Source organism: Ochrobactrum sp. SFR4, from assembly GCF_019730395.1.
Lineage (GTDB): Bacteria > Pseudomonadota > Alphaproteobacteria > Rhizobiales > Rhizobiaceae > Pseudochrobactrum.
In genome coordinates this window covers 19,434-32,717 of sequence record NZ_JAAPBB010000017.1, presented here as the reverse complement: position 1 = coordinate 32,717, position 13,284 = coordinate 19,434, and the positions used below count along the sequence as shown (strand labels likewise).

The 13,284-nt window shown below is 50.0% G+C and carries 10 protein-coding genes; 5 read left to right on the top strand and 5 right to left on the bottom strand.

All coding sequences use genetic code 11. From position 1 onward, the window contains the following. The first annotated feature begins 46 nt into the window (after positions 1 to 46). The 3 genes from HBA93_RS15755 (at position 47) to HBA93_RS15745 (ending at position 5,849) form a co-directional block, all read left to right on the top strand. Positions 47 to 2,395 (top strand): mechanosensitive ion channel domain-containing protein, encoded by a 2,349-nt coding sequence (locus HBA93_RS15755; RefSeq protein WP_353619372.1) that lies wholly within the window; start codon positions 47 to 49, stop codon positions 2,393 to 2,395. A gap of 285 nt (positions 2,396 to 2,680) precedes the next feature. After that, entirely contained in the window at positions 2,681 to 2,965 is a 285-nt protein-coding gene (locus HBA93_RS15750; protein ID WP_022709852.1) for a hypothetical protein, read from the top strand. 373 nt (positions 2,966 to 3,338) lie between these two features. Continuing rightward, positions 3,339 to 5,849 (top strand): GcvT family protein, encoded by a 2,511-nt coding sequence (locus HBA93_RS15745; RefSeq protein WP_221723868.1) that lies wholly within the window; start codon positions 3,339 to 3,341, stop codon positions 5,847 to 5,849. Between the two features lie 111 nt (positions 5,850 to 5,960). Here the strand turns inward: HBA93_RS15745 and HBA93_RS15740 are convergent, their stop codons facing one another. Next, positions 5,961 to 6,959, bottom strand: coding sequence for a GlxA family transcriptional regulator (locus HBA93_RS15740; protein WP_022709850.1), 999 nt, complete (start codon positions 6,957 to 6,959; stop codon positions 5,961 to 5,963). A gap of 595 nt (positions 6,960 to 7,554) precedes the next feature. Between HBA93_RS15740 and HBA93_RS15735 the strand changes: the two genes are divergently transcribed. Beyond that, on the top strand, positions 7,555 to 7,689 hold the full coding sequence (locus HBA93_RS15735; protein ID WP_121991387.1) for an entericidin A/B family lipoprotein: 135 nt from the start codon (positions 7,555 to 7,557) through the stop codon (positions 7,687 to 7,689). 73 nt (positions 7,690 to 7,762) lie between these two features. Here the strand turns inward: HBA93_RS15735 and HBA93_RS15730 are convergent, their stop codons facing one another. The 3 genes from HBA93_RS15730 to HBA93_RS15720 all read right to left on the bottom strand — a co-directional run bounded on the left by HBA93_RS15730 (position 7,763) and on the right by HBA93_RS15720 (position 10,930). Beyond that, positions 7,763 to 8,818 (bottom strand): quaternary amine ABC transporter ATP-binding protein, encoded by a 1,056-nt coding sequence (locus HBA93_RS15730; RefSeq protein ID WP_286201980.1) that lies wholly within the window; start codon positions 8,816 to 8,818, stop codon positions 7,763 to 7,765. Then, positions 8,808 to 9,698, bottom strand: coding sequence for an ABC transporter permease (locus tag HBA93_RS15725; protein ID WP_221723866.1), 891 nt, complete (start codon positions 9,696 to 9,698; stop codon positions 8,808 to 8,810). Before HBA93_RS15725 ends, HBA93_RS15730 begins: the two co-directional genes overlap by 11 nt. Before the next feature lie 221 nt (positions 9,699 to 9,919). Continuing rightward, entirely contained in the window at positions 9,920 to 10,930 is a 1,011-nt protein-coding gene (locus HBA93_RS15720; protein ID WP_121991384.1) for an ABC transporter substrate-binding protein, read from the bottom strand. A gap of 847 nt (positions 10,931 to 11,777) precedes the next feature. On the opposite strand from HBA93_RS15720, the gene HBA93_RS15715 reads away from it, so the two are divergent. After that, positions 11,778 to 12,206 (top strand): EamA family transporter, encoded by a 429-nt coding sequence (locus tag HBA93_RS15715; RefSeq protein WP_221723865.1) that lies wholly within the window; start codon positions 11,778 to 11,780, stop codon positions 12,204 to 12,206. On the opposite strand, the gene HBA93_RS15710 is transcribed toward HBA93_RS15715, so the two are convergent. Beyond that, positions 12,203 to 12,988 (bottom strand): TSUP family transporter, encoded by a 786-nt coding sequence (locus HBA93_RS15710; RefSeq protein WP_221723879.1) that lies wholly within the window; start codon positions 12,986 to 12,988, stop codon positions 12,203 to 12,205. The two genes, HBA93_RS15715 and HBA93_RS15710, sit on opposite strands and share 4 nt — an antisense overlap. Between the last annotated feature and the right edge of the window lie 296 nt (positions 12,989 to 13,284).

Here is a 13,284-nt window from a genome sequence, read left to right as displayed (position 1 = left end):
TTTATTGTGCTTTGTATTGCTGGTCTCGGGCATTGCTGCAGGGAGCGTGACCGGAAGCGGCTGGGATATGGCTCAGGCGCAATCGGTCTCACAGAATCTGGCAGCGCAGCAAAAGACGATTGTCGAGGACTTGCGCAGCCAGATTGATGAGATCGGCAAAACTCTCGATAAATCCAAAAGCAATGATGAAACGCTGGCCAATATTAAAGTCAAGCTCGAGGGGATTTCCAAAAAGCTTCTTGATGCCGGTCTCGCATTTCGCCCGCGTCTGAGTGAAATCAATTCACGTCTTGACCAGATGGGGCCGCCGCCTGCGGAAGGTAAGCCTGCTGAATCCGAAATTGTTGCGACAGAGCGGGAGCGGCTGACCACAGAAAAGGCCGAGATCAATACGGTTCTCGGCTTTACCGAAGATGCATCAGTACAGGCCAATCAGCTGATTGAGAAAATCGGCTCCATGCGTCGCGATTTGTTTACGCAGACCCTGTCTCAGCGCGTTGATATTAACACGGCGCTGGTGACGGAGGTTATCAATGCGGCCGGTTATGAAACCAAGACATTTTATTATCTGCTGAAATCGTGGTGGGATTTCACACTCTATCCGCGTCTGTGGACATTGCTTGGTGTGCTGGCGATTTCCGTTATTCCGGCATTGCTTATTCACTTAAGTGCAAGGCGGTGGCTGGCCGATCTTTATGAACGCGATCCGCTGGAGGAAAGGCCGAGCTATCTCAGTCGCTTGTCCGTTGCTTTCTGGTCAACGGTCATTCCGTCTGTGGCGATTGTCGTATTTCTGGGGCTGGTCTATGTACTGTTCCAGCGTTTCGATCTGCTGCGGCCTGATGTGGCGCAGTTGCTGGCTGCCTTGTTCTCTCTTTTCTGTGTGGTGCTGTTTATTTACCGGCTGGCACGGGGTGTGCTTAGTCCGGATATGCCGAACTGGCGTCTGCTGCCGGTTGCACCAAAACCTGCGCAAATCCTGATCTGGTTACTGACAGCTGCTGCGATTACGCAGAGTATTGAATATTTTCTGGAAATTCTGAATGGCGTGATGTCTTCGCCCTTGTCGTTGACTGTGGCGAAAAGTGTGATCGGCACAGCAATGGTTGGTGCTCTGCTGCTGGCGATTGCCTTCCTGAAACCGATTCAGAATCCGAGAACCGGTGAATTGCGTGAATGGCCGAAACTCACCAAGATCATTCTGATCGTGCTGGGACTGGTACCGATTTGCGCTGCGATTTTTGGTTATATCGGCCTTGCCCGTTTTGTGGCGCAGCAGATTGTGGTGACAGGTGCGTTTATCGTCACCATGTATCTCGGCTTTCTGACAGCCCGCGCCATTACCCATGAGAAGGCCTTTGCCAATACCAGCCTCGGACGGAAGTTGCGGGACAAGTTTAATGCCAATGAAGCAACGCTGGATCAGCTGGGGCTGCTGGCGGGTATTGTCATTAATCTTATCGTCCTGCTGATTGGTGTGCCGCTGGTTCTGATGCAGTTTGGTTTCCAGTGGTCGGAAATGAGCACGAGTTTTGTGCGGATTATGACCGGTTTCCAGATCGGGAATTTCTCGATTTCGCTGCTGAGTATTCTGACCGGTATTGTGCTGTTCATTATGGGTTACTTCCTGACAAGGTTGTTCCAGAACTGGCTGGACGGCAGTGTCATGGCACGCGGACGCATTGATCCGGGTGTGCGTAATTCCATCAAAACCGTGGTTGGTTATGTCGGTCTGGCTTTGTCGGGGCTGCTTGGTATTTCAGCTGCCGGTATCAATCTCTCCAGCCTTGCGCTGGTCGCCGGTGGTCTTTCGCTTGGTATCGGTTTCGGTTTGCAGAATATTGTCTCGAACTTTGTTTCGGGGTTGATCCTGCTGGCTGAGCGCCCGCTGAAGGTCGGCGACTGGGTCCAGACAGGCACTGTCAGTGGTTTTGTGAAGAAGATCAGCGTGCGTGCAACGGAAGTGGAAACCTTCCAGCGCGAGACGATTATCGTGCCGAACTCGACGCTGATTAATGACAATGTCGGCAACTGGACGCATCGTAACAAACTTGGCCGTTCCGATATGCAGCTTCTGATCGGTTATCGTACCGATGTGCGCCGGATTCAGGCAATGCTGTTTGAAATTGCCAAGGAAACGCCGCTGGTTCTGAAGAATCCGGAGCCGATGGTCTTTCTGATTAATATGACCGAACTGGTCAGCAGCAATATGATGATGCGCTTCGAGATCCGTATTTTTCTGGCCGATATCACCAGCGCTCTCGGTGTGCGTAATGAATTGCAATTCACGATTGTTGAGCGGTTTGCAGCGGAAGGGATCAGTGTAATGCCTTTGCCGTCACCGATTCCTTTGCCTGAGCCGCATGTAAATTCAGAAGAGGTCGCTGAGGGTTAGAGCGTATCCCGAAACGTGTGAAACGGTTTTCGGAGCAAGATACGCGTATAAATGAACGAACAGAGCATTTCCGAAGTTTCAATGATCAGTGGAAATGCTCTGTTAATGAAGGAAATGCCAGAAAGTTGTTCGATTCTTGTCTGGATTAAGCTTTAATTAATTTCTCATTCAGTTGCGGTTCATCGGCAATGATTATAAATAAGGCCATGAAATGATGCGGTGCAGACTAAAGTGTGACTGACACAGACATTGAAACCGCAGTGAGTTCAGAGATTGAGGAGTGCTATGGTGAATATGAAAAAAACCGGATTTGGCAGCCTTGTTATGATTGCAGGCATTCTGGCCGGATCAGCATCTGCTTTGGCAGCATCCGTCCTGAACAGCGACAGCACAGCACAGACGCTTGTGGTGACGGAAGGTTCTTCCAAGCAGCAGGTGACAGTGCAGCCCGGTGAAACAGTATCAATCTGCCCCAGCGGCTGTTTTGTGACCTTTCCGAACGGCGACCGCGAGGCGCTGACGGGTAATGAGGCCATTACAATTCTCAACGGCGGCGGTACGCATAAATAACCGCTTCAAAATGACAGATTTTTTTAAAGCCGCAATGGTCGCAACCGTTGCGGCTTTTTCTTATGCTTAAAGCGGTAATCCTTGTTTTGACATTGCCTGCGGGAGTGATTTTACACTGCGGAGAGGCCGCGTCGCGGCGCTTTTCGGCTGTGTCGCAAACAGACCTTACAAGTCACTGAACTGACAGCATAGTAAGCGCAATCTGCTTTGAAACACCGGAGGAATGGTGCGCTTCAAGGCAGAAGATTTGCGCCCTGCCACGTTATGACCGCACCGGATAAAGGGGCTGAAATAACAGGCTGTATCAGAATGTTGCAGTGCCGGACCGCTTCAGAAAAAGACGCGGCATTGCCGGTTCAGAGGATGAAGTTTCATGAAGACCCATGCCCGTGCGGTGGTTATTGGTGGCGGTGTGGTAGGCGTGTCTACGCTCTATCATCTGGCGAAGAAAGGCTGGGCAAATTCTGTGCTGATCGAGCGCAAAGAACTGACCTCCGGCTCGACATGGCATGCGGCGGGGCTTCTGCCTCTGTTTAATCTGAGCTATTCGGTCGGGCAGATTCACAAATATTCCGTCAAATTCTATCAGGAACTGGAAAAAGAGACCGGTCTGAATGTCGGTTTCAGCAAGTGTACCAATATTCGCCTGGCGCGCACCAAAGACCGCTGGGACGAATATATGTATTATGCCGGTGTGGCGAAGACCATTGGTGTGCCGGTGAATATTCTGACGCCGGAGCAGGTCAAAGAAGTCTGGCCGCTGGCGGAAACGGACGGTATTCTCGGCGCGATTCAGCATCCGGATGACGGTTATATCCAGCCGGCCGATCTCACACAGGCGCTGGCAAAAGGTGCCCGTGATATGGGCGCTACGATTTATCGTTACACCACTGTGACCGGTATTGAACAATTGCCGGACGGTAAATGGCTGGTGAAGACCGACAAGGGCGACATTACCGCTGATCACGTTGTGTCCGCTTCCGGCAGTTTCGCTGCGAAAACCGGCAAGATGGTCGGCCTCACCGTACCGGTTGTGCCGGTCGAGCATCAATATATTGTCACCGAGCCGCATCCGGCAATCATGGAGCGCAAATCGAAAGGCTTGCCGGAAATGGGCGTGCTGCGCGAGAGTGACAGCTCATGGTATATGCGTGAGGAAAATGGCGGTCTTCTGCTCGGGCCTTATGAAATCGGTGCACCGGTCTGCTATCAGGATGGCCCGTCTGACGAGAGCGAATATGAGCTGTTTCAGGAAGATCTTGAACGCCTGATGCCATATATTGAAACCGCAATTGCGCGGGTTCCTGCCTTTGGCGAGGTGGGGATCAAGAAAGTTTATAATGGTGCGATTGCCTATACGCCGGATGGTAATCCGATTATCGGCCCTGCACCTGGATTGCAGAATTTCTGGCTCAATGAAGGCCATTCTTTTGGTGTGACTGCTGCGGGCGGTGCCGGCTGGCAGCTGGCCGAATGGATTGTCGAGGGCGAACCATCCATTGATATGATGGGTGTCGATCCGCGCCGTTTCGGCCCTTATGTGACCGAAGGCTATCTCAAGGAAAAAGCGGAAGAAGCCTATGCCGATGTTTTCACCGTGCATTATCCTGATGAGGAACGCACAGCTGCGCGTCCGCTGAAGTGCTCGCCGTCCTATGATCGCCAGAAGGCTCTGGGCGGTGTGTTCGGTTCCGTCTATGGCTGGGAACGTGCCAACTGGTTTGCGCCGGAAGGCTATGGCATTGATGTTGCATCGCTGGATAAGCCGGATGTGCTGCTGAACCATAACCATCCGGAGCCGGATGCCAATGGTAAGGTTCAGGAGCTCTGGTCGTTCCGCCGCTCGAATTATTTCGAACATGTCGGCAATGAGGTGAAGAATGTCACCAATAATGTCGGCCTGCTGGATATGTCACCTTTCGCCAAGATGGAAGTGACCGGTTCCGGTGCGCGCCAGTGGCTGGAAAGCATTCTCGCCAATCGTGTGCCGAAGAAACAAGGTCGCGTGGCACTGAGCCATATGCTGACACCGCAGGGTGGTGTGCAGAGCGAATTCACCGTCTATGAGTGGAAACCAGGAAGTTTCTATCTGGTGTCTGCCGGTGCCTATGAGAATATCGATCATGATTATCTCTATAAGCTGGCGCCAAAAGACGGTTCGGTTATTCTGCGCCCGATCACTCAGAAATACGGTGTGCTGGTTCTTGCAGGGCCGAATAGCCGTAAAGTCTTGCAGAAACTGACCCGCACCAGCCTGTCCAATGAAGATTTCCCTTGGCTGACAGGTAAAGAAATCAGCGTCGGCACTGCAACTGCCCATGCATTGCGCGTTAACTTTGTTGGCGAGTTGGGCTGGGAACTGCATCATCCTATTGAACAGCAGAACACGATCTATGATCTGGTGATGGAAGCCGGTGCTGAATTCGGTATCAAACCGTTTGGTATCCGCGCCATGCTGTCGATGGGGATTGAAAAATCCTATCGTCTGATTCCACGCGAAATGTCGGTGGAATATAATGCCTTTGAATCCGGTCTGGATCGCTTTGTTCACCCGAATAAAGGCGAGTTTATTGGCCGTGATGCAGCTGTAGCTGCCCGTGAAAAAGGTCTGCGCTGGAATTTTGTGACGCTTGAAATTCACGGTGTTGAGGATGCTGATGCCCGCGGTTCCGAGGCGATTTACAAAGACGGCAAGCTGGTTGGTCGTGCCACCAATGGCGGCTTTGCATGGCGTCTCAATAAGAGCATTGCACTGGCAATGGTAAAGCCGGAACATGCTGCAATCGGAACGGAGCTGGAAATCAATATTCTCGGCAAAAACTACAAGGCGACGATCGTACCGGAATCGCCGTTTGATCCTGAGAATGAACGCCTGAGAGCTTAAAACGCTCAGCAATTGAAAAGACAAAATCACCGGCATTTCCTTTGAGATGCCGGTGATTTTTATGCATGGGTATAAAAATAAAAGGCCGGTAAAACCGGCCTCTTGTATTTTTTAAGCAGCAATCAGCTGTTTTCTGTCGGCGCGTTCCTGCTGTGGTGAACGGCCATAAAGTTCGCGATAGCATTTTGAGAAATGCGAAGCGGAGACAAAGCCGCAGGCTACAGCCACCTCAACCACAGGCATAGAAGACTGGATCAGCAGATGGCGGGCGCGGTCGAGACGGATTTCCAGATAATAGCGGGCAGGGGAACGCCCCATTTCCTGACGGAACAAACGCTCAATCTGGCGACGGGACAGGCCGACATTACCGGCAACATCCAGCAGCGACAGAGGTTCTGTGAGGCAGCCTTCCATCATTTCAATGATTGAGAGTACCTTGGAATTCTGTACGCCGAGACGGGCACGCAGTGGCAGGCGCTGGCGGTCATGCGGTTTACGTACGCGATCAGTCAGTGCCTGTTCGCAAATGCTGTTGACCAGATTTTCATCAAAATCATCGCCGATAAGCTTCAGCATCATATCCAGCGCCGCTGTGCCGCCTGCACAGGTGTAGAGGTTGCTGTCGATCTCAAACAAATCCGCATAGACCTCAGCCTTCGGGAACGTTTCAGAAAAGCCCGGCAGATTTTCCCAGTGTATGGCGCAGCGTTTACCGGAGAGCAGCCCTGCCGATGCCAGAATATGAGCGCCAGTACACAGTCCGCCGACGGAAATGCCGCGATTATAGGATTCACGGAGCCATGCCAGTGCAGATTTATTCTGATAATTCTCTACATGGACGCCTGAACAGACAAATACCATGCTGGGGCGGTTCTCGCCGATAAGATTGCGGCGTTCATCATCCAGTGATGTGTTTGCAGCAATTTCAATGTCGCTGGATGCCATGACAGGCTTGCCATCTGCGGAGGCCAGTCGCCAGCGATAGGCTTCAAAACCGAGCATACGATTGGCAATGCGCAACGGCTCAATCGCCGTGGCAAAAGCAATCATAGAAAAATTCGGCACCAGAAAAAAGACAATAGACCGCTTAAGCCGTGCTTTATCATTCATGGCCATGTTCCCGCATTTTCAGAGCTGTCTTGTCGTAAAAACAAGATGCTCAATTATTAATTTGTGCAGATCAGATCGGGCCAGAGAAGAGAGGGTTCTATTCTTTAAGGGGAATTTTCCCGTAAAACATTCTCTGTTTTGTCTGAACTGCTTTGTATAGTTTGATCTCTGAAAGGCCGTTTCTCTGTCCCACACAGACGGCGCAATCAGGATATCGGTATTGAGACATATTCTTTGGTCTTAGGGAAGTGCGGCCAAATGCCTGTCGCGAAATGGTAATTTCATATCGAAAAATGGCGCGCAAACGCAAAATTTTTATAATCTTAGAATTGGTGTAAAATGAAGTTATGTCGCGAACGTTATATTGTTTGCGTCTCTTGATATTTTTTTCAAGGCATAGCCGGTAAAGTTTTAAAATATTTTCTGAATTATATTTTAGTTATGCAACCAGAAAGGGCCGTTCTGCGTTCCTTGTCATGAAACTGTTCTGTTTTTTGTCAGGAACGGCTGCGGATTTTCTAAAGTCATTACTCGGGAAAACGACCCGAAACTGACAAGCAGATCAGGTTTTGCTCATGTTTTGGGAGATATCTTGATGAAAACTTCTGTATTCGCCCCGCTTGTTATTGTTCTCTGTGCGTTGTCGCTGGCCGCTTGTGCCAATACGGTGCGCGGTGTCGGCAAGGATGTCAAAGACACCGGCCGTGCTGTCCAGCAGACCATTGAGTAAATAAGTGTATAAAATACTTTAAAAGCCTGCATTGATGGCTCAATGCAGGCTTTTATTTTGAGATTTTATAAATTTAACGGCGTATCATTGCAGTCATAACAGAGCTGACAGATGTCTGGCCGATGATAATGCCTTTTTCGCAACACACATTGAGCTGTTCTGTTTTTTCATCTACGAGCTTGCGCATTGCGTCTTCCAGCAGCGTGTCAAAACGGATCACCGGCAGATTGGTGTCTGCGCCTTGGGGAGGCGTCATAATCGTATCCACACGGATAACCCGCCCGCGATTGACCTCCTGCACAAAGCTTTCAATATAAGCATCTGCCGGATTAAGCACGATATCCTGACCTGTGCCTTGCTGAATGATTTCACCATCGCGCAAAATGGCAATCCGGTCACCCAGTCGCAAAGCCTCATCCAGATCATGCGTGATAAAAACAATGGTCTTTTTGATCTCTTTTTGCAGATCAAGCAGCACGGATTGCATATCCACGCGGATCAGCGGATCAAGTGCGGAAAAGGCTTCATCCATCAGCAGGATCGGTGCGTCATTTGTTAGTGCACGGGCAAGTCCCACACGCTGCTGCATTCCGCCGGAAAGCTGGTTCGGATATTTCTCCTCAAAGCCTTTCAGGCCGACGCGCTCAATCCAGCGATGGGCTTCTTCCAGCTGTCGGATACGCGGCACGCCCTGAATTTCCAGTCCGTAAACGGTGTTTTCCAAAACTGTGCGATGCGGCAACAGGGCAAATTTCTGAAACACCATCGCAGTTTTGTGCCGCCGGAATGCGCGCAATTGCGCAGGCGACATGGTGACCACATCTTCATCACCAACCAGAAGTTCACCGCTGGTCGGGTCAATCAGCCGGTTAATATGGCGGATAAGGGTGGATTTGCCGGAACCGGACAAGCCCATCACCACCTGAATGCCGCCTGCGGGCATATCAATATTAATGTCGCGCAGCCCCAGAATATGACCATGCTTGTCATTGAGTTCTGCTTTGGTCATGCCTTCTCTGACAAGCTGTACATAGGCTTTCGGGTCATGGCCGAAGATCTTGTAGAGATTGCGGATGGAGATACCGGCTGCAGGTGTTTCAGTTGCAGATACGGACGGATTATTGGCCATGCGTGATCTCCAGATGTTTCTGCAACCGTGCGCCATAGGCCTGACTGATGCGGTCAAAAATAATGGCAATACCGACAATGGCCATGCCGTTGAAAATACCCAAAGTGAAATACTGGTTGGAAATAGCTTTAAGAACCGGCTGTCCCAGCCCCTGTACGCCGATCATTGAGGCAATCACTACCATGGCCAGCGCCATCATGATCGTCTGGTTGATACCTGCCATAATAGTTGGCAGAGCCAGCGGCAGCTGTACATTTTTGAGTTTTTGCCATGGAGAGGACCCGAAAGCATCTGCCGCCTCCAGCACGTCGCGGTCGACCTGCCGGATGCCGAGATTGGTCAGGCGGATAATCGGTGGAATGGCGTAGATAACCACGGCAATCAGCCCCGGTACACGGCCGATACCAAGCAGCATCACTACCGGAATAAGATAAACAAAGCTTGGCATAGTCTGCATAATATCCAGCACAGGGCTGATGACACTTTGCAGTCGGTTGGATTTGGCCATCAGAATGCCGGTCGGGATACCGACGAGAATGGCGATAACCGTACAGACAAAAATCATCGAGATTGTTTTCATCGTATCATCCCACATGCCGAGATAGCCGATGATAAACAAAGTAATGACGGAGCCGATGGTGATTTTGAGACTGCGACTGGAAAACCATGCAATCGCGGCAACCAGCAGCAGAATTACCGGCCAAGGTGTGCCTGTCATAAAGCGCTCTGCCTGAATCAGAAAATATTGCAGCGGGTTGAAAAAGCCCTCAATGGCATCCCCGTAGGTACGGGTGAAGCTGCGGAATGTCTCGTCAATGGCTTTTTTGAGATTGGTAAGTGTCGCATTGTCGAGATTAGGAAAGCGGTACAGCCAGTCCATGAAGCGTCTGTTCTCCGATTTGCAACTCATTCAATTTATTAAACACTTCCTGTCCGGCATAATGAGGCCGGACAGGGATTTTTGAAGAGGCTTTGTCACGAATAAAACCAGTGACTAGAGCATGTCGCGTTTAATCGTACCCGCTGCATTCGCTCCAGATTTTGTTAATTGTCGCATGTCGCGCTCAAATGAATTTATTTGAGCGCGACATGCTCTAAGCATCAGATCGCAGCTTTCACTTTCTCAGCAACATCAGCCGGAACCCACTTCGTCCACATATCTTCCTGTGTTTTCAGGAAATGGACAGCAGCCTGTTCACCGGTTGCCTGATTGTCGGTCATCCATGCGAGCAGCTTATTCAGCGTTTCATTGGACCATGACCGGTTTTTCAGATAGTCGAGGGCAGGGCCTGCACGATCAGAGAACTTCTTGGTGACCAGAGTTTGCACACGATCTTTCGGCCAACCGTTTTTCTTCGGGTCTGGACAGTCGAGCACTGTGTTGCAGCGTTTCCATTCGGCTTCATCAATGTCATAGCCGGTTTTCAGCATGACCATCTCATATTTGCCGAGCAGGGCGGTTGGTGCCCAATAGAAGGCAGCAATCGGCTCTTTGCGCTCATTGGCTTTGGCGATAGCGCCGTCCAGACCCGCTGCGGATCCGGTATCAATCAGGTTGAAACCGGCTTTTTCAAATTCAAAAGCCTTGTAGAACTGGCTGGTAACAACCGTGCCGCCCCAACCCGGTGCGCCATTATAAATAGCGCCCTTGGACGGATTTTCCGGATCAGGAAACAGATCAGGATGTTTCAGCAAGTCGTCGAAGGTTTTAATGTCAGGGTTTTTATCGGCAATATATTTTGGAATCCACCAGCCCTGTTCACCGCCATCGGGCAGGGACTCAGACACGGCAATAATTTTGCCGTCATCAAAACCTTTTTTAACAATATCAGGCAGCAAATCGACCCAGCCTTCCGGAGCAATATCCGGCTGACCTTTTTCTACCATGGATGTGATGGTCGGTACTGTATCGCCGACAACGATTTCCGCATTGCAGCCATAGCCTGCGGTGAGAATGATTTTATCAAGATTGGAAAGCAGTTCTGCAGACTGCCAGTTCATATTGGAAATGGTGACTTCACCGCATTCGGCAGCTTGTGCAGACACAGACATCATACCGGAAGCCGTCAAAAGACCGGCGGCCAGAACAGTTGAAGCAAAGAGCCTCTTCATATGTGTTCTCCTATTCCCCGTGGTACCGGTTGTTATCTGTCTTCCGGTGGTACCGATGCCGGAGACAGTTAAATTTTTATAATGATATGCAATATTCTAAGGAGAAAACTGTGCGGCTTCACAACGACGATCTGTAACGAATTAGCGACATTCCTATTTAAAGAGTGAAAAACTTTACTGCCGGCAGTTGTTTTGTGACAGATGAGAAGCTGAGTGCTTCAGTTTTTAAAATGTGACTTACTTTGTCATGAATATTATGGAGGCAATATTTAGTTTTGCGTAAAATCAGATAAAAATAGTGATATTATACTTTGTAAAATTTTAATTATCATTTTGATAATAAAGAAGTTTTTAGATGTTGTAAGCCGTCGGTACCTCAGGCGCGAAATAGTTCGCTCTGGCATAACAGGCGAGGCGGATTTATCAAAATTTGGAACGGGGAAATACAGGTGCAGACCTGCTGCTGTGGCGCATATAGTGCAGATACGGCAAAAACCGCGCTATCGCTTTTAAGCTTGCGCGGTGATTGCCAAAATACGCTTGGCTTATCTGCCTCACTCAACGCGGCAGATAAAATACAACTCCGGTACGCAGTACCTGATCCGGAGCGGGAGACATAAACGTCTCTTATCCACTCTTTTAAACACACATCGTTACCGTTCGGTTATCAAGAGTTTAACGGGTGGTAAATATGCAGTTTTTTTGATTGTTTTTCTCTCAGGATGCAGATTATTTCTATTGTGCAATACATTAAATGATGAGCTGTACGGATATTATTGTTTGCAGCATCTGAAAACTCAGAAGATTATTTACAAGAAACGCAGAAGATAAAGTTAAGGAACAGACAATGACGGAAAGCTGGCAATTCTGGGCGCTGGTATCAGCTGCATTTGCGGCACTGACAGCAATTTTTGCCAAGCTGGGTATTGCCGGAATTAATTCGGATTTTGCGACCTTTATCCGTACATTGGTGATTATCGCAGCCTTGTGTCTGTTTCTCACAATCAGCGGGCAATGGCAGAAAACATCTGATATTTCGGCAAAGAGCTGGTTGTCTCTGGTTCTGTCAGGACTGGCAACTGGCGCGTCATGGATCGCTTATTTTCGTGCACTTAAAATCGGGGATGCTGCGCGTGTTGCGCCGGTAGACAAGCTTTCAATCATTATGGTGGCAATTTTTGGCGTGATTTTCCTCGGCGAAAAGCTCTCCGCGATAAACTGGGCCGGTGTGGTGATGATCGCAGGCGGCGTTATTTTGCTGACCTTAAAAGTTTAAAATCCGAACCACAGACGCAGCGGATTGCTTGGCTCCATCAGCAGGCGGATTGTCAACAGAACACAGGTAATAATCAGCAATGGCTTGATGAGACCTGCGCCGACGCGCATTGCCAGATGGGCACCGGCTGTGGCGCCGAACATTTGGGCGACACCCATAACCAGACCGATTTTCCAGTTGATCGCACCAAAAGCCAGAAAAGTCAGGAAACTGCCGAAATTCGAGGCAAAGTTCAGCAATTTTGTATGGGCTGTTGCTTTGAGCAGGCCATAGCCCGCCAGCGACACAAAGCACAGCATGAAGAATGAGCCGGTGCCAGGGCCAAACAAGCCGTCATAAAACCCGATCAGCGGTACGATGGTTACGCCGAAGAGAAACGGTTTCATGCGCTGAACGCGACTGACATCGCCTGCATTGGGTTTCAGGGCGAAGTAAATGGCGATGGCAATCAGCAGAACAGGGAGCAAACCATAGAGAAAATCACCCGGAATATAGGTAGCCAGCAGTGCACCAAGCACAGCACCGAGACCGGACATTAAAGCTTGCGGCAATTGCTCCTTGATATTGACGTGGCCTTTGCGCGCATAGGACAGGGTTGCGGAAGACGAGCCGAACAGCGATTGCAACTTGTTGGTGCCCAGTGCCTCAACAGGGGGAATACCGGCCAGCATCAATGCCGGAACAGTAATCATGCCGCCGCCGCCTGCAATAGCGTCAATAAAACCGGCAATAAAACCGGCGAGAGCGAGCAGCAAAAGCAGGGAATCAATGGAGGCGGTCATAGACGCGAACATGGGGGAACCGTTCAGAACTGTGCAGCGGGTCTTGCGGAGAGGGGCAAAGCAGGCGGCGGGCTTTTATGTTGGGAGCAATTCATAAAGACTGCCGGATAGAGGTGCAAGATGGGGCATAACAATAACGGGATTGTTTATTGAGAGTGCCGTGCGCCCGTTCGGGCCACAAAACTCGTTCTAACACCTTTAAAGCAGAGCATAATTCTACCTTAAACTGATCCAGATTTAAGAAATTATGCTCTATGTTTGTCTTATTTCTAAAGAGTTGCGAGGCAGGGCTTGTC